Source organism: Streptomyces sp. NPDC031100 (assembly GCF_055570785.1).
In genome coordinates this window covers 19,980-45,334 of record NZ_JBVIGN010000011.1, presented here as the reverse complement: position 1 = coordinate 45,334, position 25,355 = coordinate 19,980, and the positions used below count along the sequence as shown (strand labels likewise).

The 25,355-nt window shown below is 71.6% G+C and carries 18 protein-coding genes; 11 read left to right on the top strand and 7 right to left on the bottom strand.

What is annotated here, in order from left to right:
* Positions 1-5: 5 nt before the first annotated feature.
* Entirely contained in the window at positions 6-419 is a 414-nt protein-coding gene (locus tag ACZ5DS_RS28560) for an organic hydroperoxide resistance protein (protein WP_094217855.1), read from the bottom strand.
* A 126-nt stretch (positions 420-545) separates the two neighbouring features.
* Between ACZ5DS_RS28560 and ACZ5DS_RS28555 the strand changes: the two genes are divergently transcribed.
* On the top strand, positions 546-1,031 hold the full coding sequence (locus tag ACZ5DS_RS28555) for a MarR family winged helix-turn-helix transcriptional regulator (protein WP_468243913.1): 486 nt from the start codon (positions 546-548) through the stop codon (positions 1,029-1,031).
* On the opposite strand, the gene ACZ5DS_RS28550 is transcribed toward ACZ5DS_RS28555, so the two are convergent.
* Positions 979-2,478 (bottom strand): glycosyltransferase family 39 protein, encoded by a 1,500-nt coding sequence (locus ACZ5DS_RS28550; protein ID WP_468243910.1) that lies wholly within the window; start codon positions 2,476-2,478, stop codon positions 979-981. The two genes, ACZ5DS_RS28555 and ACZ5DS_RS28550, sit on opposite strands and share 53 nt — an antisense overlap.
* A gap of 277 nt (positions 2,479-2,755) precedes the next feature.
* Between ACZ5DS_RS28550 and ACZ5DS_RS28545 the strand changes: the two genes are divergently transcribed.
* The 4 genes from ACZ5DS_RS28545 (at position 2,756) to ACZ5DS_RS28530 (ending at position 7,750) form a co-directional block, all read left to right on the top strand.
* Positions 2,756-4,027 (top strand): glycosyltransferase 87 family protein, encoded by a 1,272-nt coding sequence (locus tag ACZ5DS_RS28545; RefSeq protein ID WP_468243907.1) that lies wholly within the window; start codon positions 2,756-2,758, stop codon positions 4,025-4,027.
* A gap of 43 nt (positions 4,028-4,070) precedes the next feature.
* Positions 4,071-5,681 carry a glycosyltransferase family 2 protein gene (locus tag ACZ5DS_RS28540; RefSeq protein ID WP_468243904.1) on the top strand — a complete coding sequence of 537 codons (1,611 nt, stop codon included), beginning with the start codon at positions 4,071-4,073 and terminating at the stop codon, positions 5,679-5,681.
* Positions 5,682-5,824: 143 nt separating this feature from the next.
* A complete protein-coding gene (galE, locus tag ACZ5DS_RS28535) occupies positions 5,825-6,805 on the top strand; it encodes a UDP-glucose 4-epimerase GalE (RefSeq protein ID WP_468243901.1) in 981 nt (326 codons plus the stop codon).
* A gap of 9 nt (positions 6,806-6,814) precedes the next feature.
* Entirely contained in the window at positions 6,815-7,750 is a 936-nt protein-coding gene (locus ACZ5DS_RS28530; RefSeq protein WP_468243899.1) for an ADP-ribosylglycohydrolase family protein, read from the top strand.
* Positions 7,751-7,808: 58 nt separating this feature from the next.
* Here the strand turns inward: ACZ5DS_RS28530 and ACZ5DS_RS28525 are convergent, their stop codons facing one another.
* Complete coding sequence (locus ACZ5DS_RS28525) at positions 7,809-8,435, bottom strand: TetR/AcrR family transcriptional regulator (RefSeq protein ID WP_468243896.1); 627 nt, start codon at positions 8,433-8,435, stop codon at positions 7,809-7,811.
* Between the two features lie 201 nt (positions 8,436-8,636).
* On the opposite strand from ACZ5DS_RS28525, the gene ACZ5DS_RS28520 reads away from it, so the two are divergent.
* The 4 genes from ACZ5DS_RS28520 (at position 8,637) to ACZ5DS_RS28505 (ending at position 14,404) form a co-directional block, all read left to right on the top strand.
* Positions 8,637-9,551: an ABC transporter permease gene (locus tag ACZ5DS_RS28520; protein ID WP_468243893.1), complete on the top strand. Its 915-nt coding sequence runs from the start codon at positions 8,637-8,639 to the stop codon at positions 9,549-9,551.
* Positions 9,544-10,431, top strand: a complete 888-nt coding sequence (locus ACZ5DS_RS28515) for an ABC transporter ATP-binding protein (protein ID WP_468243891.1) — start codon at positions 9,544-9,546, stop codon at positions 10,429-10,431. The genes ACZ5DS_RS28520 and ACZ5DS_RS28515 overlap by 8 nt, the downstream gene beginning before the upstream one ends.
* A gap of 98 nt (positions 10,432-10,529) precedes the next feature.
* Positions 10,530-12,743: a CDP-glycerol glycerophosphotransferase family protein gene (locus ACZ5DS_RS28510; protein ID WP_468243888.1), complete on the top strand. Its 2,214-nt coding sequence runs from the start codon at positions 10,530-10,532 to the stop codon at positions 12,741-12,743.
* A complete protein-coding gene (locus ACZ5DS_RS28505; protein WP_468243886.1) occupies positions 12,740-14,404 on the top strand; it encodes a glycosyltransferase family 2 protein in 1,665 nt (554 codons plus the stop codon). The genes ACZ5DS_RS28510 and ACZ5DS_RS28505 overlap by 4 nt, the downstream gene beginning before the upstream one ends.
* A 113-nt stretch (positions 14,405-14,517) precedes the next feature.
* Here the strand turns inward: ACZ5DS_RS28505 and ACZ5DS_RS28500 are convergent, their stop codons facing one another.
* Together ACZ5DS_RS28500 and ACZ5DS_RS28495 are read right to left on the bottom strand one after the other, a co-directional pair.
* The gene (locus tag ACZ5DS_RS28500; protein WP_468243883.1) at positions 14,518-15,996 is read right to left on the bottom strand and encodes a hypothetical protein; all 1,479 of its coding nucleotides are present in this window, start codon (positions 15,994-15,996) and stop codon (positions 14,518-14,520) included.
* A 215-nt stretch (positions 15,997-16,211) separates the two neighbouring features.
* Positions 16,212-21,167, bottom strand: a complete 4,956-nt coding sequence (locus tag ACZ5DS_RS28495) for an NAD-glutamate dehydrogenase (RefSeq protein ID WP_468243881.1) — start codon at positions 21,165-21,167, stop codon at positions 16,212-16,214.
* Positions 21,168-21,850: 683 nt separating this feature from the next.
* On the opposite strand from ACZ5DS_RS28495, the gene ACZ5DS_RS28490 reads away from it, so the two are divergent.
* Positions 21,851-22,417 carry a DJ-1/PfpI family protein gene (locus tag ACZ5DS_RS28490; protein WP_468243879.1) on the top strand — a complete coding sequence of 189 codons (567 nt, stop codon included), beginning with the start codon at positions 21,851-21,853 and terminating at the stop codon, positions 22,415-22,417.
* Between the two features lie 704 nt (positions 22,418-23,121).
* Here ACZ5DS_RS28490 and ACZ5DS_RS28485 read toward each other — a convergent pair.
* Together ACZ5DS_RS28485 and ACZ5DS_RS28480 are read right to left on the bottom strand one after the other, a co-directional pair.
* Positions 23,122-23,790 (bottom strand): HAD family hydrolase, encoded by a 669-nt coding sequence (locus tag ACZ5DS_RS28485; protein WP_468243876.1) that lies wholly within the window; start codon positions 23,788-23,790, stop codon positions 23,122-23,124.
* A gap of 89 nt (positions 23,791-23,879) precedes the next feature.
* Positions 23,880-24,392 (bottom strand): DUF6912 family protein, encoded by a 513-nt coding sequence (locus ACZ5DS_RS28480; protein ID WP_468243873.1) that lies wholly within the window; start codon positions 24,390-24,392, stop codon positions 23,880-23,882.
* Positions 24,393-24,681: 289 nt separating this feature from the next.
* Here ACZ5DS_RS28480 and ACZ5DS_RS28475 point away from each other — a divergent pair, with 289 nt between their 5' ends.
* Positions 24,682-25,272 carry an Rv3235 family protein gene (locus ACZ5DS_RS28475; protein WP_468243870.1) on the top strand — a complete coding sequence of 197 codons (591 nt, stop codon included), beginning with the start codon at positions 24,682-24,684 and terminating at the stop codon, positions 25,270-25,272.
* Positions 25,273-25,355 lie beyond the last annotated feature (83 nt).

The window sequence follows — 25,355 nt, the reverse complement described above, 5'->3', positions numbered from 1 at the left end:
GGGCCTTACTCGATGACGAGGTCGACCTCGATGTTGCCGCGGGTGGCGTTGGAGTAGGGGCAGACCTGGTGGGCGGTCTCGACCAGCTTGCGGCCGGTCGCCTCGTCCACGGTCTCGGGCAGCTCGACGCGCAGCGTCACCTTCAGGCCGAAGCCCTCGCCCTGCTTGCCGATGCCGACCTCGGCGGTCACGGCGGCGTCGCTGACGTCCACCTTCGCCTGGCGGCCGACGAGACCGAGGGCGCTGCCGAAGCAGGCGGCGTAACCGGCGGCGAAGAGCTGCTCGGGGTTGGTGCCCTCGCCGTTGCCGCCGAGCTCGACCGGCGGGGCCAGCTTGAGGTCGATCTTGCCGTCGGAGGAGACGGCACGACCGTCGCGGCCGTGGGTGGCGGTGGCGACAGCGGTGTAGAGCGCGTCCATGAAGACCATCCCTCTCGAAGTCATGTGCGGTCCGGCGGCTCCTGTCCGGCCGCCTTCACGACCACAAGTAGAGCACACAATTCAGTTGTGCACAATCAAATGGCTCGCAAGAGCTACTCTGGAGCCATGACCGCCACCCAGACTCCCGCCCCCGAGGCGGACTGGCTCCGCCTGGACCGCCAGATCTGCTTCTCGCTGCACGCGGCGTCCCGCGCCTTCAACGGCGTCTACCGCGTGATCCTCAAGGATCTCGGGCTCACCTACCCGCAGTACCTGGTGATGCTGGTGCTGTGGGAGCAGGGCGACCTGCCGGTCAAGAAGCTCGGCGAGCATCTGCGCCTGGACTCGGGCACGCTCTCCCCGCTGGTCAAGCGGCTGGAGGGGGCCGGTCTGGTCCGGCGCGAGCGCAGCGCGCAGGACGAGCGCTCGGTGCAGGTAAAGCTGACCGAGGAGGGCACTGCGCTGCGCGAGCGGGCCCTCGAGGTGCCGCGCCGCATCATGACGGCGACGGGCTTCGAGCTGGAGGAGATCGGCGAACTGCGCGAACGCCTCGACCGACTCACCGCCGCACTGGACGCGGCGGCCCTGGAAGAGGCCGAAGACCGCCGCTGACGGCGGGCCGGCGAACGTAGAGCCGTACGGTCACATCGCCCTGCACGGACTCCTCGCCGGGCACGAAATGCCGGGCGAGGACGGCGAGCTTCGCCCGTTCGACGGGGCTGCCCGGCCTCCAGCGTCCGGCGAGCAGATCCCGGTCGGCGACGACCCATACCCGGTCGAGCCGGGCCAGCCGGCGGCGCAGGACCTCCGCGCCGACCTCCCGCCCGTACAGGCTCCCCGACCCGGCCCCCGGCTCCGCCAGCGCCACATCCCGCACCCCCCTGAACGCCCCCGGATACGTCAGCGCCGCATTCCGCGCCTGCGCCGGCAGAAACAACACCGAATCCCCGGCCCGCACCTCCCGCCCCGCGACCCGGGAGACGGCGGCGAGGTCGTCGGGCCGGTGGGCCGGGTTGCGGTCGTGACGGAGGAGGGGCAGCTGGTGGGTTAAGGCGAGGAGGACGGCGAGGACACCGGTGAGGGAGAGGAGAGGGGAGCTGCGGGGACCACCGACCCGCAGGCGACCCAGCACCCCGACCGCCCGCTCAGCCCCTGCAGCAACCAGCAACGGCGCTCCACCCAGCGCGTACAGCACATACCTGTCGACGTACAACGGCGAAACCTGAGACACCAGCATCAGCACCACCGGCGGCACCACCACCACCGGCAGGGCAACCCCCGCACAGGTCAGCTCCCCCCGCCGCCCCACCAACCCCACAAGCCCCACCAAGGCCAGCCCCAGACACACCCAGTAGACCTCGTCCGTGGGCCCCAGAAACGTCCGCAACAAGCCCTGTGCCGTCTCCAGCGTCGGCTCCCGCAACCAGGCCACCTGTGCCGCCTGGGCCCGCGACACCACGACCAGGGGCACCAGCCCGAGCCCCACCGCACCCGCCGCACACGCCCAGCCCCGCCATACCCGCGCCCCCACCCGGGCCAGCGCCAGCGACACCGCGTGGGCGAGCAGCAGCAGGACCGCGAACTCGTGCAGCCAGCAGGTGAGGCCGAGGACGGCCCCGTACGCCCGCCAGGAAGCCCCGTCGACGGCCCGCACGAACAGCAGCGTCGCCGCGGTGGCCCCGGCAGCGACGAGCGCGTACGAGCGGCCCTCCTGCGCGTAGTGACCGGCTATCGGCGTGACCGCGTACAGCAGCCCGGCCCACAGCCCGACGCGCAGCCGCACCAGCCGCGCACCGAGCGCGGCCACCAGACCCGCGGTCGCCGCCGCCGCGCACACGGACGGCAGCCTGAGGACGACCTCTCCGGGGTGGACGGTGAGGACGACGTGCATGAGGAGGTAGTACAGGCCGTGCACCGCGTCCACGCCGTGCAGCAGCCGCCAGATCTGCGGCACCGTGCGGCGCGCGACCTGGAAGGTGACGGCCTCGTCCCGCCACATCCCACCGCGGTCCAGGCCCCAGAGCCCGAGCGCGAGCATCACCAGCACGGGCACGGACACGGCGAGGGCGTGCCGGCCGCGCGCCGGGACGCGGCGCGGCGCGCCGGACGCTTGGGGTGCATTCGGCGCACCTTGTGCCGGGTGCGTCGTTGTACCAGGTGCACGCGGCGCATCGGCCGGTGCGACGGCTGCTGTGTCAGCCGCCCTGCGCGACTGCGGTTTCACACGAGGCCCGATGGTCACCATGGCCCGATCTTTTGCGATTAGCCAACCTTTGCCGGTCATTGACGGCGTATCGGCATGGATACACCATCCGCGCAGATTAGGCTCCCACGTGATGAACCGTCTCCGTGTCACCCCCGGCCCGGTCCTCGCCCTCACCGCCGTATGGCTCGCCACCCGCGCCCTGATGTCATGGCTGCTCACGCACGACAGCTCGCCCCTGCTGGGCGGGGGTTCGGTGCCGCGCGAGGTGTGGCGGCTGTATTTCCACTGGTACGGCGTCCTGTCGCACGGCGCGTTCCCCGCGCACGACAGCACCTGGCAGTACCCGCCCGGCGCGGGTGCGGTGCTGCTGGCGCCGGGTCTGCTGCCGTGGTTGACGTACTTTCAGGCGTTCGTGGCGCTGACCCTGGTCGCGGACGCGCTGATCGCGGCGGCCCTGGTTCTTGTGGGGACGCGCCCCGGGCGGAGCCTGTTCGGCGCGGTCGTGTGGACCTGCGGTCTGCCGCTGCTGCTGCATGTGCCGCTCGCCCGGTACGACGTCCAGGTGACCGCGGTCGCCGTCATCTCCCTGTTGACGTTGCGGCGCTCCCCGCGCGCGGGCGGCGTTTTCGCAGGGCTGGGCGCGCTGGTGAAGGTGTGGCCGGCGCTGGTGGTGCTGGGGACGCCCCGGGGGTCGGCGACGCGGAGAGCGTGGGGCTGGGCGGCGGCCGCGGGGGCTGCCTGTCTCGCGCTCCTCGCCGTTTCGTTCAACAATCCGCTGGCCTTCCTCCGGGAGCAGAGCGGCCGGGGCGTGCAGATCGAGTCGCTCGGCGGCACGGCGCTCAACCTGGCGCGGCACGCCGGCTGGTCCGGCCGGTCCCGCTATCAGTACGGCGCGATCGAGATGGTCGGCCCGTACGTGCACGCGGTCGCCACCGCCTCCCTCGCGTTCACGGGGGCCGCGTTCGGGCTGCTGCTGCTGTGGCGGCTGCGGGCGCGGCACTGGAGCCCGGCCACGCCGTACGACGCCGCGCTCGCCGCGGTACTGCTGTTCACCGTGACCAGCCGGGTCATCAGCCCCCAGTACATGATCTGGCTGATCGGGCTGGCCGCCGTCTGTCTGACCTCGCGTCACACCAGCCAGCGCCCGGTGGCCGTGCTGATCCTCGCGGCGAGCGCGATGAGTTCCGTGGTCTTCCCGATGTACTACCGCGAGGTGGTCGCGGGCACCTGGACCGGCTGTCTGCTGATGGTGGCCCGCAACGGGCTCCTGGCCGCCGCCGCCGTGCTCTCCTTCGTCCGGCTGTGGCGCTCCGCGCGGCCGCCGGCCGGAAAACCGCTGCCCGCAACACAACCCCGACCCGATTCCGATCGTCTACCGAACCGAGCAATAAGCGTCTCTTAACGGAATATTACCTGCCATTTCTACGCTCCGACCCGTGGACCCCATGCATCCAGACTCGCGAGAACCACACCCGACGCCCCAGGTCGGTGTCGTCGTCATCGGCTACAACGACGCCGTCCATCTGGCCGACGCCGTACGCTCGGCGCTCGGCCAGGGGGCCGCCGTCGGTGAGGTCGTCGCCGTGGACGACTGCTCCACGGACGGCAGCGGCGACCTCCTCGACCGCCTGGCCGCCGAGGAGCCCCGGCTGCGGGTGGTGCGGCGGAGCGTCAACAGCGGCGGCTGCGGCAGCCCGCGCAACACCGGGATCGACGCGGTGACGATGCCGTACGTGATGTTCCTGGACAGCGACGACGTGCTGCCGCCCGGCGCGGTGGACGCGCTGCTGGCGGCCGCCACGGGGGCGGACGCCGAGGTCGCGAGCGGGTTGTGCGTGCGCCGGGAGCTGCCCTCGGGGCGTGAACAGCCGTGGCAGGAGACCCTCTACACGGCGCACACCGTCCTCGCGCGCCCCTCCCAGCGCCCGCGTCTGGTCCACGACACGCTGTGCGTCAACAAGCTGTACCGCACCTCCTTCCTGCGCGAACACGGCATCCGTTTCCCCGAAGGGCGCTTCCTCTACGAGGACTTCGTCTTCACCGCGCGCGTGTACGCCGCCGCGCCGCGCATCGCGCTCGTGCCGGACCGCGTGTACGTGTGGCATGTGCGCCGGTCCGCCGAGCGGTTGTCGCTCTCCCTGGACCGGGAGCGCATAGACAACTGGAAGGCGCGCACAGAGGCGTGCGCGCTGGCGTACGAGATCCTGCTGGGCGCCGGGCAGAAGGAGCTGGCGCGCGCTGCGCGGGCGAAGTTCCTCGACCACGACGTGCGGATGTACGCGCGCGAGCTGGGGTTGCGCGATGCGCACTACCGGCGCGCGTGGTGGACGCACACCCAGGAGTACCTCGCGCGCTACGACGCCGCCGACTGGGAGCCGAACCCCACTGCGCCCGGCCGGCTGCTCGGGCGGGTCGTCCTGGAGTCCCCCGAGCCCTGCGACCTGCCGCGCCTGAAGGAGCTGGCCGCGCGCCCGGCCCGGCTGCTCCCGCCCTACGCCTGCACCCCCGACGGCACGCCCGTCTGGTCCTCCGACCTCCCCCAGGTCGACCTTGCCCCCTTCCTGACCCGTCCCACGCGGGTGCTGCCGCTCGCGGTGGACGCGGAACTGCACCCACGCGCGCGTGCCGCACGTCTGCGCCTTCGGCTGCACGAGCTGTACGGGCGGGTCGCCGAGGCCGGGCCGCAGGAGGTGGACGTGGAGTGGCAGTCCCGGGAGGACGGGCGCACGGCGCAGCGCGCGACGACCCCGTTCACGCCCTCCGGCGCGGACAGCTGGTCGGCCGAGGTGGCCGTCGACCTGGCCGCGCTCGGCGCGGGCACCTGGGACCTGCGCCTGACCGTGCGCTTCGCGGACGGCACATCCCGGCACGTCACGGCACACGCCCTCGCGGGCGCCGGCCGGCTGCGCCGGCACGCCGTCCCGAGCGCCCGGCACGGCGTACTGCTGGTGCAGCCGTACGCCACCCACTCCGGCGCGCTGGCACTTCGGGTGGCGACCGGGATACACGGAGTCATGACGGTGGTCCGCGGCCGGCTCCGCCGTCTGCTTCGCTGAGAGCCCCTGTTTCACTGAGAGCCCTGCTTCACTGAGAGCCGAGGGAACTCAGAGCGGCCGGTCGAGAGTTCCAGAGCCGAGAGCCGCGGAACCGGGATCCACCGGCCGCCGAAAGACCACTGACGAGGGGACGTCCGTACACCATGACCTGGCTGATCACCGGCGGCGCCGGATACATCGGGGCGCACGTCGTCCGCGCGATGACGCAGGCGGGCGAGCGGACCGTGGTCTACGACGACCTGTCCACCGGCGTGGCCGAGCGCGTCCCGGACGACGTCCCGCTGGTGCGGGGCTCGACCCTGGACGGCGAGAAGGTGGCGCGCACCCTCGCCGAGCACGAGGTGACCGGGGTCGTGCACCTGGCGGCCAAGAAGCAGGTGGGCGAGTCCGTGGACCTCCCGCTGCACTACTACCGGGAGAACGTGGAGGGCCTGCGCGTCCTGCTGGAGGCGGTGACACAGGCGGACATCCCGTCCTTCGTCTTCTCCTCCTCGGCCGCCGTATACGGCATGCCGAACGTGGACCTGGTCACGGAGGAGACCCCCTGTCGCCCCCTGTCCCCCTACGGCGAGACCAAGCTGGCGGGCGAGTGGCTGGTCCGCGCGACGGGCCGGGCCACGGGCCTCGCCACCGCGTCGCTCCGCTACTTCAACGTGGCCGGCGCGGCCACCCCCGCCCTGGCCGACACGGGCGTCTTCAACCTCGTCCCCATGGTGTTCGAGAAGCTCACCGAGGGCGCGGCGCCGCGCATCTTCGGCGACGACTACCCGACCCCCGACGGGACCTGTGTCCGCGACTACATCCACGTGGTCGACCTGGCCGAGGCCCATGTGGCGGTCGCCCGCGCGCTGCGCTCCGCACCGGGCCGCGACCTGACCCTCAACATCGGCCGCGGGGAGGGTGTTTCGGTCCGCGAGATGATCGACCAGATCAACGCGGTGACCGGCTACGACCGCCCTCCGACGGTCACCCCGCGCCGCCCCGGCGACCCCGCCCGCGTCGTGGCCTCCGCCGACCGCATCGCCAAGGAACTGGGCTGGCAGGCCAAGTACGACGTCCAGGACATGATCACCTCGGCCTGGGAGGGCTGGGTACGCCTGCACCCGGAGGCACCACGGTCGTAGGCTCCCGACATGCCCGCCCCCTCCCCCACGCAACGCGCCGCCGGCACGGTGCTGGGCTCAGCCGTGGGCGACGCCCTGGGGGCGCCCTTCGGGTTCGGTCCCGAAGGCGCCTTCTCGGCCCGCTTCCCGCGCCCGGGACACGGCGGTGAGATGTGCGGGGGCGGCGGCTGGGAGCCGGGCGAGGCGACCGACGACACGCAGCTGGCCGTGCTGACGGCCGAGTCGCTGCTGGAGCGGGGCGGACTGGACCTCCCGGACGTGTTCCGCCGCTTCCAGCGCTGGGCGGCGGCCGACCCGAAGGACATCGGCCTCCAGACGGAAGCGGTACTGACCAGCGGCGATCCATGGGACACGGCTGCCGCTCGGCACTTTCAGGTCAGCCAACGGGCGGCCGGAAACGGGGCACTGATGCGGGCGGCCCCCTCGGCGATCCACTTCGCCCGCTACGGCCGCCCAGCCACCATGGCTGCCGCCCGCCGGCTCTCCGCCCTCACCCACGGCGACCCTGCAGCCTGGGAGGGCACGGCCGTCCTGCACGAACTCATCCGGGTCGCCCTGACCGGCGCGGACCCGCTCACCGCCGTACCGGCCACCCTGACGGCGCTCCACCCCGACCACCGGGCCCGGTATGCGACGGTCCTCTCCCCCGACTGGCATCCGGACCTGGCCACGGAGTTCAACGGCGCGGTCTGGCCCTGCCTCGGCTCGGCGGTCTGGGCTCTGCGCACCACGACCTGCTACGAGGAGGCGGTCCGCGCGGCGGTCGACCTCGGCGGCGACACGGACACGGTGGCGGCGGTGACCGGGGCATTGGCGGGGGCGGTGTACGGGGCCGCGGCGATACCGGAACGCTGGACCGAGGCTCTGCACGTACCGCTCCCGGGGTTCGAGGGCCGGGTACTGCGGGCAGAGGAACTGGTCGATCTCGCCCGGCGGTTGGCGTAACGGGCAGGCAGGCAGCGGCACCCTCTCAGCGCGGGCAAGCGCCCCCGCCCAGCCACCCTCACAGCGCCTTGAGCGCCCCCGCCGTGGCCCGGGCCAGCTTTTCGAGGTAGCCCTTCGGGAGCTTTGGGGAGCGGATGACCATCGAGCGCCAGTACAGGGGGCCGGAGATCAGGTCGAGGGCCAGGTCGGCGTCGAGGCCGGCCCGCACCTCACCCCGCTGCTCCGCCGCCGCCACGATCTTGCTGGCCACGCCCTCCTGACCGTCCCGCAGAGCCTTCTGCATCGCCTCGGCGATCTCGGGATTGCGGGCCGCCTCCGCCTGGAGGTCGGGGATGATCTGCGAGGCGACCGGATGCCGTAGCGCCCGCGAGGTCACCTCGTACAGCAGTCGCAGATCTCCCTCCAGGGAGCCCGTGTCGGGGACCGGAAGGCCCAGGACCGCCATCGCCGACACCACGTCCAGCACCAGGTGCAGCTTGGAGCGCCAGCGCCGGTACACGGCCGTCTTGCCGACCCCCGCCCGGCGCGCGATGCCCTCGATGGACATCCGGGCGTAGCCGACGGCCGCGAGTTCCTCGAAGACCGCCGCACGGATGGCCTCGGTCACATCTTCCCGCAGCACGGCGGCCCCGGCGGGGGTCCGCCGGCGCGGACGCGGCGCAGGCTCGTCGGCTTTGGTCGTCATGCGAACCAGCATAGGGGCGTTACGACGAAACGGTTGCGTTCCGACGGTCGATGGTTCTACGCTCACGTTGCGACGATACGGTCCCGTCCCGACGTAAGAGAACGTGAAGAGAAGCGTAAGGAAACGCCGGACTACGAACGGGGCCCGCTCTGGCCCGGCGGCAGCCGGACAACCCCCCTCCCCCGAGCGAAAGCAGCGGATGTGAGCCAGGTCCTCCACACACCGCCCCCCACCCAGGTCCACACCGACGACGACCTCGCGACCCTGGCCGCCCGGCACGGCCTGTCGGTCAGCGGCGCCCGCCCCTCCCTGTCGGAGTACGTCCGCCAGCTGTGGGCCCGGCGCCACTTCATCACCGCCTTCGCCACCGCCAAGCTCACCGCCCAGTACAGCCAGGCGAAGCTCGGCCAGGTCTGGCAGGTCATGACCCCGCTGCTCAACGCGGCCGTCTACTACTTCATCTTCGGCGTGCTGCTCGGCACCAAGCACAACGTGCCCGACTACGTGCCGTTCCTGGTCACGGGCGTGTTCATCTGGACGTTCACGCAGAGCTCGATCATGGCGGGCACCCGCGCGATCTCCGGCAACCTCGGCCTGGTCCGCGCCCTGCACTTCCCGCGCGCCGCCCTGCCGATCTCCTTCGCGCTCCAGCAGCTCCAGCAGCTGATGTTCTCGATGGCCGCGCTGATCGTCATCCTGCTCTGCTTCGGCATCCCCGTCGCCGCCTCCTGGGTGCTCGCGGCCCCCGTGCTCGTCCTGCAGTTCACCTTCAACGCCGGCGTGTCGATGATCATGGCGCGCATGGGCGCCAAGACCCCGGACATCGCGCAGCTGATGCCGTTCGTGCTGCGGACGTGGATGTACGTGTCCGGCGTGATGTGGAGCATCGACAAGATCACCAAGGGCGAGAAGCTGCCGCACATCGTCACCCTCCTGCTGCAGATCAACCCGGCCGCGGTCTACATCGACCTGATGCGGTACGCGCTGATCGACAGCTTCCACGCCAAGTCGCTGCCCCCGCACGTGTGGGCCGCGGCGACCGGCTGGGCCCTGCTCGCCGGCGTCGGCGGCTTCATCTACTTCTGGAAGGCTGAGGAGACGTACGGCCGTGGCTGACACCGTGAACGAGAAGATCCCCACCGTCGTCGCCGACAACGTCGACATCGTCTACCGGGTCAACGGCACCGGCGCGGGCCGCGGCACCGCCACCGCCGCCCTCAACCGCATGCTGCGCCGCAAGCAGGCCGAGAAGGCGGCCGGCGTGCGCAAGGTGCACGCGGTGAAGAAGGTGTCGTTCGTCGCCTACAAGGGCGAGGCGATCGGGCTCATCGGGACGAACGGTTCCGGGAAGTCGACCCTGCTGAAGGCGGTCGCCGGCCTGCTCCCGGTGGAGAGCGGCCACATCTACACCGACGGCCAGCCCTCCCTGCTGGGCGTCAACGCGGCCCTGATGAACGACCTCACCGGCGAACGCAACGTCTTCCTCGGCGGCCTCGCCATGGGCATGTCCCGGGAGCAGATCAAGGAGCGCTACCAGGACATCGTCGACTTCTCCGGGATCAACGAGAAGGGCGACTTCATCACGCTGCCCATGCGGACGTACTCCTCCGGCATGGCCGCCCGCCTGCGCTTCTCCATCGCCGCCGCCAAGGACCACGACGTCCTGCTGATCGACGAGGCCCTGGCCACCGGCGACCGCTCCTTCCAGAAGCGCTCCGAGGAGCGGATCCGCGAGCTGCGCGGGCACGCGGGGACGGTCTTCCTGGTCAGCCACAACAACAAGTCGATCCGCGACACCTGCGAGCGGGTGCTGTGGCTGGAACGCGGTGAACTGCGCATGGACGGGCCGACCGAGGACGTCCTGAAGGAGTACGAGGCCTTCACCGGCGACAAGACGGCGAAGAAGCCCTCGCCCAAGAAGGAGACTCCGAAGCAACAGACGGCAAAACCGGAGACGACGAAACCGGAAACGCCGAAAGTGCCTCTTCCTTCCTGAGCATTGCCCTCAGGCGTGGTTATCCCTTTCATCCGTCTAGTGACAGTATGTTATGAAGGGTGCTTCCCTGAGACGACGAGACGAAGGAGTACCTTGCGATGCCCCAACTGAGCGTCATCGTCTACGGGCCCAACGCCCAGGGGCATCTGACCGAACTGCTCGACTCGCTGGAGGCCCGCCCGCTCCCGGACGTCGAGGTGATCGTCGCCGCGGTCGGCGCGTGGGCGCGGGAGACCGCCGAGGGCCACGCCCCCGACACGGTCGTCGTGCCCCTGCCCGACGGCACCGGTGACGCGGCGGCCCGGGCGGCGGGGGCCGCGCGGGCGTCCGGCCGCTGGCTGCACTTCGTGCAGGCCAAGGACGGCCTGCCCGCCGGGGCGTCCCGGCTGATCGCCGAGCGGACCGCCGAACTGGACGCCACCGGCGCCCCGGGCGCCCCGGTCGATGCGCTCCTCCTCGGCCACGTCACCACCACCTGGCAGACCGCCGCCACCCCCTCCCGCGACGGCCGCCTCCTCGCCGCCGCCGGCCGCGCCGACCTCGCCCTCGACGACGCCCCCGAGCTGCTGCGCCTCACCCCGCTGCTCGGCACCCGCGTCCTGCGCGCCGCGTTCTGGCACGCGCACGAGGAGCAACTCACCACCGACGACGAGCCGTACGCCGCCCGCGCGGCCCTGCTGCACGCCGGCCGCGTCGCCTGTCTGAACCAGGCGGCGTACGAGAACCGCGTGCTGCGCCCCGAGAGCCTGCCGCCCCTCGCCCCCGAGGACCGGTTCGCGCTCATCGACCGCTACGAGTCGCTGCTCCCCCTCACCCGGGACCGCCGTGCAGCCCGCTCGGTCCTGTACGACCTGATGGTCCGCGACCTGGTGCGCACCTTCGCCGGCGAGAACCTGCCCGACCCCGTGGCACGCGAGTTCTTCCGCCGCGCCTCCCTGGCCACGGTCCGCTGGCGCCCCGAGGGCCATCAGCGCCCGGCCGGCCTCGAAGGCGTCCGGCACGCCCTGCTCGAAGAGGGCGCCTACACCAAGTACCGCGCCTTCCAGACCGCCAACCGCGCCCGACGCGCCGCCCGGAAGGCCGTACGGACCCGTAAGCGCCAAGCGGGCGCGAAGCTCCGCGACCAGCAGTACCGCAGGGCGCTCAGCAGCCCGGTCGACCCGAACCTGGCCGTGTTCGCGGCCTATTGGGAGCGCGGGGTCGCCTGCAACCCGGCCGCGATCGCCGCGAAGCTCGCCGAACTCGCCCCGCACATCCACCGAGTGTGGGTGGTCAGCAAGGACAACGCGGCCCTCCTGCCGCCCGGCACGGACCATGTGATCCCCGGCACCCGCCGCTACTGGGAGACGCTGGCGACGGCCAAGTACCTGACGAACAACGTCAACTTCCCCAACGCGGTGGTCAAACGCCCCGACGCCATCCACCTCCAGACCCACCACGGCACCCCGCTCAAGCGCATGGGCCTGGACCAGATGGAGCACCCGGCCGCCGCCAAGGGCCTGGACTTCGCCGCGCTGCTGGCCCGTATCGACAAGTGGGACTACAGCGTCAGCGCCAACAGCCACTCCACCCGCATGTGGGAGCGCGCCTACCCGGCCCGCTACACCTCCCTGGACCACGGCTATCCGCGCAACGACGTCTTCTACACCGCCACGGCCGCGGACGTCCGCGCGGCCCGCGAGCGCCTGGGCATCGCACCCGGCAAGACCGCCGTCCTCTACGCCCCCACCCACCGCGACTACGAGGCCGGCTTCACCCCCCGCCTCGACCTCGCCGCGCTGGCCGACCGCCTCGGCGAGGACACCGTCCTGCTGGTCCGCGCCCACTACTTCTACGGCGGCGCGGCCTCCCCGCTGACCGGCCTGCGCCGCTCCGGCCGGCTCATCGACGTCTCCTCCTACGACCCCGTCGAGGAGCTGTGCCTGGCCGCCGACGCACTGGTCACGGACTACTCGTCGATCATGTTCGACTACGCCAACCTGGACCGCCCGATCGTGGTCCACGCCGACGACTGGGAGACGTACCGGACCACCCGGGGCGTCTACTTCGACCTGATGGCCGAGGCGCCCGGCCAGGTCGCCCGCACCCAGGAGGAGCTCACGGAGATCTTCACCTCGGGCGCCTGGCGCGACGAGAGCGCCGCGAAGGCGCGGGCCGCCTTCCGGCGCCGGTTCTGCGAGTACGACGACGGGCGCGCCGCCGAGCGCGTCGTACGACGCGTCTTCCTCGGCGAACCAGAGGAGGCGCTGCCGCCGGTGATCCCGCTCGACGAACGCACCCCCGCCCCGACCCCCGAGGAGGCCACGGCATGACGACCCCCGACGTCACGGTCACCGTCATCGTCTACAACGACGCGGCCCGTCTGCCGAGGGCGGTCGCCTCCCTGCGCGCCCAGACGCACGCCAACATCGAGATCGTCATCAGTGACGACCACTCGACCGACGACACCCCTGCGGTGGCCCGGCAGTTGGCCGCCGAGGACCACCGCATCCGTTACCTCCGGCTGCCGGAGAACAGCGGTGGGTGCAGCGCGCCGCGCAACCGGGCCATCGAGATCGCCCGGGCGCCGTACCTGATGTTCCTCGACAGCGACGACGAACTCCCACCGAACGCCGTCGAGTTGCTGCTGGCCGCGCACCGCGAGCGGGAGGTGGACTTCACGATGGGTGCGGTCCGCCGGGTCCGGGTGGACAACGGGCGCCGCTCGACCTGGATGCCGCACCTGGTCGCCGAGCACCGCACCCTCGACGGCATCGAGGCGGACCCGAGCCTGCTGTTCGAGCACCTGTCCACGAGCAAGATGTACGCGCGGTCCTTCCTGGACCGGCACCAACTCCGCTTTCCCGAGGGCATCCACTACGAGGACCAGCTGTTCTCGGCGCAGGCGTACTGCCTGGCGAAGGCGTTCACGATCATCCCGGACCCGGTGTACGTCTGGTACATCGACCCGTACGCGGCCGCGGCCTCGGCGTCCATCTCCAACCAGCGGCACAAGGTCACGAACGTCCGCGACCGGGTCCACGTCCAGCGCCTGATCGACGACTTCCTGGTGGAGAGCGGCCATGCGGCACTGCAGGAGGACAAGGACTACAAGTTCCTCAAGCACGACTTCCGGATGTACGCGGGCGACCTGCCCTACCGGGACGACGAGTGGCTGGAAGCCTTCGCCGAGATCATGAACCCGTACCTGGAGACGCTCTCCCCGGGCGCGTACGACCGCCTGCCGCGCCCCGAGCGGGTGCTCCTGCAGCTCCTGCGCGACGGCCGCCTGTCCGACCTCCGGATTGCGGCGCGCGGCCTGGGCCACGGGGTGGCGCCACGGCACGTGACGACCGACCCGTCCGGCGCCATGTACTGGGGCGACACCGTCCCCACCACCGACCGGTCCCGTCGCGAACTCGACCTCTCCGACCTGGAGTTGGACACCCGTCCCTTCCCCAGCGCGCACTTCCGCCACGAGATCACCGAGCTGACCCCGGGCCCCGGCGCCTCCCTCACCCTCGCCGTCCGCACCTACGACCCCGGCCTCCGGCTCCCCGTCGGCCCCCAGCGCGCCGCGCTCCTGCTGGCGCCCGGCCGCCGTCGTCTGACGGTCCCGTTCCGCCTGGACCCGGTCCGACCGGGCGTCTTCGAGGGCCGGGTCCGCCTGGACCTGTCCACGGCACCCGTCCCCGTCCAGGGCTTCGACGGCATCCGCCACCCGGTCCTGCGCCTGGAGCAACAGGGCCTGGCCCACTCGGGCCTCCTCCTGGCCCCGCTGGACTTCCCGCCCGTCACGGCCGCCATCGCCTACCGTTCCGGCACAGCCCCCCACCACGTCACCGTCGAACCGGAGGGCAGCAACCCCGGCCGCCTGCAGATCCGTTGGCAGCCGACCGGCGTGACGGCCCGACTGATCCGCCCGGCGGTACGGAAGCTGGCCCGCCCGAAGGTCCGGAGCGCGGTGCGGCTGGTGGCGAGCGTGCTGAGGTAGAGAGCCGGGCCGATGCCGGCCGGGGTGGGGGGAGGCACCCGGCCGGCGCCGGTGAGCGCAATCCGCCCCCGGCCCGCACCCGCACCCGCACCCGCACCCGCACCGGGTATCCCTCAGCGCAGCACCTGGTAGAGGACCTGCCCACCCGGTCCCGTCGCCACCTGCCGAAGCCACGGCTCCGCGGACGACCTGCCGCCCACGACCCACCGCACCCCGTACTCCCGCAGGACGGCCCGCCGCCCCTCGGCCGACGTGTCGGCCGCGAAATACCGCCGCACCGCCGCCTCCCGCCCCGCCTCGTCCGGCAGGAACACATCGGGATAGCCGGGAGCCACGGTGTACGGCCCGTAGGCGGGAATCTGCCGGGACGCGTTCGTCCGCGCCATGACCACGTCCCCGTACTTCACCCAGGGCGTGATCCACTGATATCCCACCCACGGCGTCCGGTACCTGGCCGCGACCGCGCTCGGCAGCGCGTCCCGATCGACCACGTACCCGAGCGTCCCCACCTGCGTCCACGCCCCCACGGCCAGCGCAGCGCCGAGCACACACGCCCATCCCACCCGCACGGCCCGCCGCCCCGCCGACACGACTTCGAGGGCGGCGGCGAGCTGCGCCGGGATCAGCACCGCCGGCAGGGTCCGGCCCCACGAGTAGTGGCCGGTCAGCCCGCCCGCGGCGAACATCAGCGCACCGAGGAGGAAGAAGAGGACCAGAGGGTCCCAGCGGTCCCGCCGCAGGCGCAGGCCCAGGGCGACGACTCCCAGCAGGACCAGTCCGAACCGCTCGGCCAGGTCGTCGTACAACGGCCGGTGGATCGCCTCGAGATCCGCGCCCGCGGAGAAGAGCGCGAAGAAGTCGTAGTACGGCCACAGCCACAGCAGCACCACGCCCAGGGCGAGCGCCGCGCCGAGCCGCAGCAGTACCTCACGGCCCGGCCGCGCGGCGATCACCATGGCCAGCGCGCCGAGGGACGCCACCACGCCCGTGAACTGATGGCACAGCAGAATCAGCCCCCACAGCAGACCCAGGCCCAGCCACACGCCCCAGCCGGTCTCGGCACGCAGCGCCCGGGTGAGCCAGGCCCAGAAGTGGAAGGAGAGCCCGAGGGCGAACACACTCGGGTACGACACCGTCAGCGCGAGCGAGTTGAGGCCGAGGAAGCCGCTCCAGTTGAACAGCAGCGGACCCCACAGGAAGACCAGGCACAGGAGCGCCAGCGCGGGTGCGGCGCGATGGGTGCTGAGCGTGCGGACGTACCGCCACACCCCGGTGACCAGCAGCCCGAGCCCGACCAGCGCACCGATCCGCAGCACGTCGAACACCGACAGGCTGGTGATCCTGGCGATGCCGCCCAGCAGCAGCATCCACGGCGAGTAGTACGGGCTCGGCGTGTCGGCGTCGACCAGCGGGTTCCCGGGGTGCAGCAGACTGTGCCGCAGCCGCTGCACGGTCGCCGCGTGCATGCCGAGATCGCCCGCCCACGGCAGGCGGACGATCACCAGCAACAGAAGGGCCAGCACCAGCGCGGCGGCAGCCTGCGGCAGCGACCGTCGCAGGCTCGCGGCGCTAGGCGGCGGCGAGGCGCTCATCCGGCCGGGCCTGCACCGGCGCAGGTGCCGCCAGCCGGGTCTCGGTGAGGTTCACTGTCACAACCCCGACCCTATCCGAAACGCACCGATAAGCAGGAAACGGTAAATTCACCGCACAGTTTTCCCAAAACATGGGCAAGCCATCGGCAAGTCGCGTGCAAGAAAGAGGGCGCCCCGGGCCGTCACCGGCCCGGGGCGCCCTCATCGCCGTACGGCTACGAGTGCGAGCGCAGCAGCGTCCGCATCGTGCGCATCGCCACCGACAGGTTGGCGAGGTCGAAGGATTCCGAACCGCGGATCTCCTCCAGCGTGGAGCGCGCCCGGCTCAGGATCGCCGAGTTCTTCTGCTCCCAGGCCTGGTAGCGCTGCTCCGGGCTCGCGGAGCCGTTGCCGGCCGCGAGGACGTCCGCCGTGAGGGCCGAGTGGGCCGCGTACAGGTCCTCGCGGATGGAGGCGCGGGCCATCGACTGCCAGCGGTCGGCGCGGGGCAGCTCGAGGATGCGGTCCATCAGCTGCGTGATGCTGAGCCGGTCGGCGAGGTCGTAGTAGACCTCGGCGACGTCCAGCGGCTCCTTGCCCACGCGGTCGGCCACCGAGACGATGTCCAGCGTCGGGAAGGCGGAGGAGAACCCGGCCACGCGGGTGGCCAGTTCGTCCGGGACCCCGGCCGCGGACAGCTCGTCGTACACGTGCTGGTACCACTCGAGGTCCGCGCCGCGCAGCAGCTTGGGCAGCTCCTGCCAGACCCGCTCGACCCGCTCGCCGAAGAACTCGACGGTCTCCGCGAGCTGCAGCGGCTGCGGCCGGTTGTTCAGCAGCCAGCGCGTGCCGCGCTCGACCAGGCGGCGCGAGTGCAGCCGGATCCGGGTCTGGACGGCCGCGTCGACCTTGTTGTCCAGCTCCTCGACCGCGTCCCACACCGGGGCCGAGCGGAAGATCGCGCGGGCCGCGGTCTGAGCGCGGACGATCTCCTCGAGCGAGGCACCCGTCTCCTCGCGCAGCCGGTGCAGATACGTCGTACCGCCCGTGTTGACCGTGTCGTTGACCAGCACCGTCGTGGTGATCTCGCGGCGCAGCGGGTGGCTGTCGACGGCGTCCGCGAACCGCTCGCGCAGCGCCGTCGGGAAGTAGGCGTGCAGCAGGGTGCGCAGGTACGGGTCGTCCGGCAGCGAGGTGTGCAGCAGCTCATCCGCGACCGTGATCTTCGTGTACGCCAGCAGCACGGCCGTCTCGGGGCCGGTCAGGCCCTGGCCCTGGCCGACGCGCTCCCGGATCTGGCGGTCCGCGGGCAGGAACTCCAGCGCCCGGTCCAGGTGGCCCTCGCGGACCATGTGGCGGATGAACCGCTGCTGCGCGTGCAGCATGTCCTTGGACTGGGCGAGGGCGTTGGCGAGTGCCGTGTTCTGCGCGTAGTTGTTGCGCAGCACCAGTGCGCCGACCTCGTCGGTCATCTCGGCGAGCAGCTTGTTGCGCTGCTTGACGGTCATGTCGCCGTCCGCGACGAGGCCGTTGAGCAGGATCTTGATGTTCACCTCGTGGTCGGAGGTGTCCACGCCGGCGCTGTTGTCGATCGCGTCGGTGTTGATCCGGCCGCCGTGCAGCGCGAACTCGATGCGGCCGAGCTGGGTCAGGCCCAGGTTTCCGCCCTCGCCGACGACCTTGACGCGCAGGTCGCGGCCGTCGACGCGGATGGCGTCGTTGGCCTTGTCGCCGACATCGGCGTTGGACTCCGCCGACGACTTCACGTACGTGCCGATGCCGCCGTTCCACAGCAGGTCCACCGGGGCCTGGAGGATCGTCTTCATCAGGTCGGCCGGGGTCATCTTGGAGATCTTGTCCTCGATGCCCAGGGCCTCACGGATGTGGTGGTTGAGCGGGATCGCCTTGGCGCTGCGCGGGAAGATCCCGCCGCCCGCCGACAGCAGCTCGGTGTTGTAGTCCTCCCAGCTGGAGCGGGGCAGCTCGAACAGGCGGCGGCGCTCGGCGTAGGAGGTGGCCGCGTCCGGGGTCGGGTCGATGAAGATGTGCCGGTGGTCGAAGGCGGCGACCAGGCGGATGTGCTCGGAGAGCAGCATGCCGTTGCCGAACACGTCACCGGACATGTCACCGATGCCGACGACCGTGAAGTCCTCGGTCTGCGTGTCCACGCCCAGCTCGCGGAAGTGCCGCTTCACGGACTCCCAGGCGCCGCGCGCGGTGATGCCCATGCCCTTGTGGTCGTAGCCGGCCGAGCCGCCGGAGGCGAAGGCGTCACCGAGCCAGAAGTTGTACTTCTCGGCCACCCCGTTGGCGATGTCGGAGAACGTCGCCGTGCCCTTGTCGGCGGCGACCACCAGGTAGGTGTCGTCGCCGTCGTGCCGCACCACGTCCTGCGGCGGCACGACCTCGCCGCCCACCATGTTGTCGGTGATGTCGAGCAGCGCCGAGATGAACGTCTTGTAGCTGGCGATGCCCTCGGCCAGCCACGCGTCCCGGTCCACGCTCGGGTCCGGCAGCTGCTTGGCGACGAAGCCGCCCTTGGCGCCGACCGGCACGATGACGGTGTTCTTCACCATCTGCGCCTTGACCAGGCCGAGGATCTCGGTACGGAAGTCCTCACGGCGGTCCGACCAGCGCAGGCCGCCGCGGGCGACCTTGCCGAAGCGCAGGTGCACGCCCTCGACGCGCGGCGAGTACACCCAGATCTCGTACGCCGGGCGCGGCGCGGGCAGGTCCGGGATGGCCTGCGGGTCGAACTTCATGGACACGTAGGCGTGCGGCTTGCCGCCGAGCGCCTCCTGGAAGAAGTTCGTGCGCAGGGTCGCCTTGATGACGGTCAGGAAGGAGCGCAGGATGCGGTCCTCGTCCAGGCTCGCCACCTGGTCCAGGGCCGCGTCCAGCTCCTCCAGCAGGGCGTCGGTGATCTCCAGGCCGGCCTTCTGCCGGTCCGGGGACATCCGCGCCTCGAACAGGGAGACGAGGAGCCGGGTGGTGTGGACGTTGTTGCGGAGGGTGTCCTCCATGTAGTCCTGGCTGAAGGTGGAGCCGGCCTGCCGCAGGTACTTGGCGTACGCGCGCAGCACCGTCGCCTGCCGCCAGTTCAGCCCGGCGCTCAGCACGAGGGCGTTGAAGCCGTCGTTCTCCGCCTGGCCGGTCCAGGTCGCGGCGAACGCCTCCTGGAACCGCTCACGGCCGTCGTCGCCGAGGTAGTCGCCGTTGCCGCCGCCCAGCGCCTTGGGCATGCGCAGGCCGAAGTCGTAGATCCACGCGACGGTGCGGTCCGCGCAGCGCAGCTCGTACGGCCGCTCGTCGACGACCTCGACGCCGAGCCGGTTGAGGACCGGCAGCACGGCGGACAGGGAGACCGCGTCGCCCTTGCGGTAGATCTTGAAGCGGCGCTCGCCGGGGGCGGCGCCCACCGGCTCGTACAGGCTGAGCGAGAAGTCGTTGCCCTTCTCCTCGGTGAGCCGCTCCAGGTGGACCAGGTCGGCGACCGCCGCGCGCGGGGTGTGGTCGGCCTTGTAGCCCTCGGGGAAGGAGTTGCCACCGTAGTAGCGGCGCAGCAGCTCGGCCGCGCGCTCCTCGCCGCACTCGGCGTTCAGCGCCTCGGCGAATCCGTCCGCCCAGGAGCGGGCGGCCTCGACCAGGCGGGCCTCGATACGGTCCTTGTCGGCGTCCGACAGCTCGGGCAGCTCGGTGCCCGGCGGGACGCGGACGACGAAGTGCAGCCGGGACAGGATCGACTCGGTGTTCCAGGCGGTGAAGTCGACGCTGATGCCGCCGAGCTCCTCCTTCAGGATGTCGATGATCCGCAGCCGGACGCCGGTGGTGTAGCGGTCACGCGGGAGGTAGACGAGGGCCGAGTAGTAGCGGCCGTACTCGTCCTGGCGCAGGTACAGCCGCAGCCGGCGGCGCTCCTGCAGGTACAGGACACTCGTCGCGATGGCCTGCAACTCGGCGACGGGGGTCTGGAACAGCTCGTCGCGCGGGTAGGTCTCCAGGATCTGGAGCAGGTCGCGGCCGTCGTGGCTCTCGGGCGAGAAGCCGGCGCGGTGCAGGACCTCGTCGACCTTGCGCCGGATGACCGGGACCCGGCGGACGGACTCGGTGTAGGCGGCGGAGGAGAACAGGCCGAGGAAGCGGCGCTCGCCGACGACGTTGCCGTCCGTGTCGAACTTCTTGACGCCGATGTAGTCCAGGTACGACGGCCGGTGCACGGTGGCCCGGCTGTTGGCCTTGGTCAGCACCAGCTGCTTGTGCTCGCGGGCCTTGGCGCGGGCGTCGGCCGGCAGCCGCTCGAAGGAGGGGCTGACCGGGTGCTGGTCGTCCTCGGCGTGGTGCGGGTCGGAGCGCAGTATGCCGAGGCCGGTGCCGGGGACGGCGGCCAGCGTGTCGTCGTCGCGCAGCTCGTACTCGCGGAATCCGAGGAAGGTGAAGTGGTCGGCGGCCAGCCAGCGCAGCAGCTCGCGGGCCTCCTCGACCTCGGGCGCGGGCAGGTCGCCGGGCCTGGGCTCGCTCTCCAGGCCGTCGGCGAGCCGGATCGCCGCGTCCCGCATCTTCTCCCAGTCCTCGACGGCCTCGCGGACGTCGGACAGGACGCGCAGCAGGTCGGCGGTGATCTGCTTCAGATCGGCGCGGTCGGTCTCACGGTCGGTCTCGACGTGGATCCAGGACTCGACGTGCGCGTCGTGCGGGAGGTCGCCGGTGGGCGCGGTGGGCAGGACCTCGATGAGCTTGCCGGTGAGGTCGCGCCGCACGACGATCTGCGGGTGGATGACGACGTGGATGCCACGCCCCTGCCGGGTCAGCTCATTGGTGACCGAGTCGACGAGGAACGGCATGTCGTCGGTGACGACCTCCACGACGGTGTGGCTGCAGGTCCACCCGTTCTCCTCCACGGTCGGGGTGTGCACCCGGACGTTCGCGGTGCCCTGGGGGCGGTTCTCGGCAAGGCGGTAGTGCGAGACCGCGGCACCGAAGACGTCGACCGGATCGCGGTCCGAGAGGTCTTCCGGGGCGGTGTGCAGGTAGTAGCGCTGGAGGAACGCGAGCACGGACTCGGTGTCGGGAGCGCCGGCCGTGCCCTCGCCTGTCGTCCCGGTCGGTAGGTGCCCCCCGACCGGGCTGTTCTCAGCTACCCGGGCGGCCCGTTCGAGCAGCTCGGCCTTGGCTTCGTCCAGCTTGGTCTGCATTGTCCTCTGGCTCCTGTCGCGCGCCGTTGCGTGACGTAGAAGGAAAAACGGTCTCTTCCCCTCCGGCTCGACGCCACGGCCCGGGATGTCCGGTCCGATCCGACGCTATGCCGCGAGGTGAGATGAACGGGGGGTATTCGGCCATTGTTGGCACGCCCGTCAGATGTGACGGTGCTGTCGGCACCGCCGCTTCCCGGGCCGTCATCGGCGTCCTGGGGGCTTCGGCGCCCCCGTCCCGCCCGCGAAGACCAGCGACCGCCGCCCGGTCACGGAGGTGTTCCGTGCAACCCGGGCGCAGGGCAGGAGCAGGATCGCCCCCGCGGGATATCGCGCTGATCACGCCACAAGGCTATCGCTCCTCACCCGGGGCCCGTCATGAGCCGTATGTGTACAAAACCGAGGGGTGAAGTTTGACGTTCTGCACAGCGGCAGGTCGGAGGCGAGTGCCGTATTCGGCCACACACGGATGCGGATCCGGCCACATCGGTCGCGTGTCCTGGGTTTCCCGGGGGTGTCCTGGGGTCTCCTGGGGTGTCCTGGGTGCATCGGGTCGCGCGTGGACGACCCGGGCGGCACCCTGAAAGCGACGGGCCCTCTTGGCAAGCGTGCCTCTGGACGGCACGTTTGCCCACAACAGTGCCCGTCCCCCGTGGAGGGGACCGTGCCGCCCGGGAGGAACCGACATGCCCGCGAAGATCCTCATCATCACCGGCGACGCAGCGGAGTCCCTGGAAGTCCTCTATCCCTACCAGCGCCTGCGCGAGGAAGGCTACGAGGTCGACATCGCGGCCCCCACCCGCAAGACGCTCCGCTTCGTCGTCCACGACTTCGAGCCCGGCTACGACACCTACACCGAGAAACCCGGCTACACCTTCCCCGCCGACCTCGCCTTCTCCGAAGTCGATCCCGGTCAGTACGCGGCCATCGTCATCCCCGGCGGCCGGGCCCCCGAATACCTGCGCAACGACCCCGAGCTGCGCAAGATCCTCAAGGCCTTCTTCGACGCGGACAAGCCCGTCGCCCAGATCTGCCACGGCCCCCTGCTCACCGCCGCGATCGACGGCCTCCGCGGCCGCCGGGTGACGGCGTACCCGGCCCTGGAACTGGACATGCAGGCCGCCGGAGCACACTTCGAGGACACCGAAGCGGTGGTCGACGGCACCCTGATCTCGTCCCGCGCCTGGCCGGACCATCCGGCCTGGATGCGAGAGTTCCTCAAGGTCCTGCGAGCAAAGGCTCCGGCGAGCTGAGGGGTGGCTGGGGGGCTGGGGGGTGGATTGGCGGGTGTGTGGGGCGGGTGTCTGGGCGTAGCTGCGGGGAGTGGTGGGTGGCGCCCTTCCGGTAGTGGCTGGCGGGCGCAGGTGCGGGCCGCGGGGCTGCTCGGGCGGGCGTCCTCCCCGCGGCGGCTTCCGGGCGCAGGTGCGGGCGGTCGCGCTGCTCGGGCGGCGACCACTAGGGCAGTGGCTGTCGGGCGCAGGTGCGGGCAGTGGGGCCTGCTCGGGCGGGCGTCCTCCCCACAGCGGCTGCCGGGCGCAGCTGCGGGCAGTCGCGCCGCTCGGGCGGGTCCCCTGCTGGCAGCGGCCGTCGTGGCTGCGTGGCTACGGGCAGTCGTGCAGGCGGGCCGGCGCTCGCCCAGCAGCGGCTGTCACACCTGCATAGCCGCGGCCGCCACGATTGCGTAGCTGCTGGGCAGTCATGCCGCAGGGCTGGCGCCCACCCCGGCGGCGGCCGTCGAGCCTGCGTAGCCACGGCCGTCGCTCGCGCGGAGCTGCGGGCAGTCATGCCTCCCCCAGTGCCTCAAGGACCTGGGGGACCCCACGGGCGGCACGGTTGGGCGATGGGGGTCCCCCCGCTCGCGCGAAGCCGAGAGTGGAGGAGGTACCCCGCAAGCGCGGGCCAGCGAAACCCCCCGCCCAGCCTCAGCACACGGCGCCTCGCAACCCAGCCCCCGCCGCTACGCCGCTATTCGCTGCGCCTCCGCCACCGCCTCGGCCAGCGTGTCCACCACCGGCACCCCTACCTCCTCCAGGCTGGCCCGGCTGTGCGAACCCCCCGTGTACAGCACAGCCCGCGCCCCCACATGCCGCGCAGCCACCGCATCATCCGCGGCATCACCGATCACCACGGTCCGCCCAGCCTCCACCGCTCCGGACAACGCCTCCAGATGGCGCACCATGTGCTCGGCCTTGCTGCCACCGGACGGCCCCGTACGCCCGTCGACACGCAGGAAGTGCGCCTCGATCCCGAAGCCGCGCACCAGCGGCACCAGCTCCTCGTGCCCGTACATGCTCAGCAGCGACTGGCTGTGCCCCGCCGACCGCCACCCCGCGAGCAGCTCTGCCGCCCCGTCGGTCAGCCCGCACAGCGTCCTCTGCTGCGCGTAGTACCGGTGGAAGACCCCGTCCATCCGGTCCCACTCGGCATCCGTGGGCAGCCGGCCGAGCAGCCGCTCGTAGAACTTCGGCACCGGCACGCAGTACAGCGCCCGGTACTGCTCCAGCGTGATCGGGTCCAGCCCCAGCTCGGCGAAGGCCGCGTTCGTCGCCCCGATGATCGCGTCATTGTCGTGGAACAACGTCCCGTTCCAGTCCCAGACAATGTGTGCGCTTCCGTGCATCCCCATGCCAAAGACCGTACCCGCCCCCACTGACATTCACGACGGCCGATCACCCGAGCCCCGACCAGGCCAGGCGCCGGTGAGATCAGGACCACTCAGGCCTGGTCCACCAGGTTGGGAATCTCCTGCGTCGCGAACCACAGCAGCTCGTGATCGTCGGCCCCGTCCACGACGAACTGCGCGTCGTCGTCCCCACCGTCGGCCGCCTCCAGCGCCCGGGCCGCCGCGGCCACGTCCTCCTCCGCGTCGTCGGCGTCGACGTGCACCGCAGCCGCCTTCGCGAGCGCCACCGTCGGGGCCACCGTCACCTCGCCGAGCGCGGCCGGATCGAGCCCACGGTCCGGGTCCGCCGTGGCGGCGCCGTCGGGCACGTCGACGGCGACCACGACCCGGCGCCGTGCGGCACTCGCATCGGCCGCCAGCAGCCGCAGCGAGGCCAGAGCGGCCCGGCCGAGAGCCGCGTACTCCAGCTCCTCGATGTCGTCGGAGAGGTACCACTCACGCAGAGCGGGCGTGACGGCGTACGCGACGAAGGGGCCGGTCCCCAGCTCGCCCGTCTTGTACGCCTCGGCGAGACCGGGGAGGGTCAGGGGGACGTAGACGCGCATGGCTGGCCGCTCTTTCCTGGTCACCGACGGGCCTTCAGGATACGTGCGGCCGTCCCCTTTCGAGTCCCCACCCGCACCCCCGGCTGCGTCCACTCTCCGCCCGGACTTCACCCGGTCCCACCGCGCAACCACGGGGTTTCGCGGGCCCCCATCACCCGGATAGGGGAACGCATCCGCCCCCTCACCAGCCGCCCCACCTTCCTTGCAGCGGCCGCCCCACCCCCCGTACAAGATCCCCAGCAGCGAGTTACCGCCCGGTACGTTCCGGGCCAACCGAACGGGGACTCCCATGAACAAGGTCATGAGCCGCAAGCCCCACCCTCGCCCGCGCCACCGCCCACCAACCCGCCATGACTCCCGCCGCCCCGGCAGCACGCCGCCCCGGACGCCGGTCAGGGGCAAGGGCGACACGACGGCGAAGACGCAAGGTACGGCACCCGCGCCGGAGGTCACTCTTACGATGCCGGGCAGGGGCGCCGCCCACCCTGTGGCGCGGGGGGCGCGTACGCCTGTCACAACGCCGACGACAGCCGTGCCGCGGCCTCGCCCCACCGACCTCTTCGCGGACCGTCTGCTGGCCGTTCTCAGCGGCCAGCGTCCCGTCCACTCGATGCTCCGGCACACCGCCGGCCGAGCCTACGACGACCTCGCCCGGCTCGCCGAGTACGGCCCCTTGCGCTCCCACGGCACCCGCCCGGTCGTAGACGACATCGGCTACTACGTCCCCCGCTCCGGCGCCCTGGAGGTCTTCGCACGCATCGCCGCCGGCAACCGACTACGTGCCATGGCCTTCCGCCTGGAACTGGGCTCAGACCACCGCTGGCGCTGCACAGCAGTAGAACTGGGCACCCCAAGGCCACCACGCGCAACCGAGGACTGATGCCGGCGTAGCTGCGGGCAATCGCGCCACTGGGCGACACCCACCCATCAGCGTCCGTCACACCCGCGTAGCTGCCGGCAGTC

Bases quoted from the DNA above. Each gene is read 5' to 3' on its own strand.
- ACZ5DS_RS28505 (WP_468243886.1), top strand. From the start codon at position 12,740: ATGACGACCCCCGACGTCACGGTCACCGTCATCGTCTACAACGACGCG.
- ACZ5DS_RS28530 (WP_468243899.1), top strand. From the start codon at position 6,815: ATGCCCGCCCCCTCCCCCACGCAACGCGCCGCCGGCACGGTGCTGGGC.
- ACZ5DS_RS28490 (WP_468243879.1), top strand. From the start codon at position 21,851: ATGCCCGCGAAGATCCTCATCATCACCGGCGACGCAGCGGAGTCCCTG.
- ACZ5DS_RS28485 (WP_468243876.1), bottom strand. From the start codon at position 23,790: ATGGGGATGCACGGAAGCGCACACATTGTCTGGGACTGGAACGGGACG.
- ACZ5DS_RS28480 (WP_468243873.1), bottom strand. From the start codon at position 24,392: ATGCGCGTCTACGTCCCCCTGACCCTCCCCGGTCTCGCCGAGGCGTAC.
- ACZ5DS_RS28495 (WP_468243881.1), bottom strand. From the start codon at position 21,167: ATGCAGACCAAGCTGGACGAAGCCAAGGCCGAGCTGCTCGAACGGGCC.
- ACZ5DS_RS28540 (WP_468243904.1), top strand. From the start codon at position 4,071: ATGCATCCAGACTCGCGAGAACCACACCCGACGCCCCAGGTCGGTGTC.
- ACZ5DS_RS28475 (WP_468243870.1), top strand. From the start codon at position 24,682: ATGAACAAGGTCATGAGCCGCAAGCCCCACCCTCGCCCGCGCCACCGC.
- ACZ5DS_RS28545 (WP_468243907.1), top strand. From the start codon at position 2,756: ATGAACCGTCTCCGTGTCACCCCCGGCCCGGTCCTCGCCCTCACCGCC.
- galE (WP_468243901.1), top strand. From the start codon at position 5,825: ATGACCTGGCTGATCACCGGCGGCGCCGGATACATCGGGGCGCACGTC.
- ACZ5DS_RS28525 (WP_468243896.1), bottom strand. From the start codon at position 8,435: ATGACGACCAAAGCCGACGAGCCTGCGCCGCGTCCGCGCCGGCGGACC.
- ACZ5DS_RS28560 (WP_094217855.1), bottom strand. From the start codon at position 419: ATGGACGCGCTCTACACCGCTGTCGCCACCGCCACCCACGGCCGCGAC.
- ACZ5DS_RS28500 (WP_468243883.1), bottom strand. From the start codon at position 15,996: ATGAGCGCCTCGCCGCCGCCTAGCGCCGCGAGCCTGCGACGGTCGCTG.
- ACZ5DS_RS28555 (WP_468243913.1), top strand. From the start codon at position 546: ATGACCGCCACCCAGACTCCCGCCCCCGAGGCGGACTGGCTCCGCCTG.
- ACZ5DS_RS28510 (WP_468243888.1), top strand. From the start codon at position 10,530: ATGCCCCAACTGAGCGTCATCGTCTACGGGCCCAACGCCCAGGGGCAT.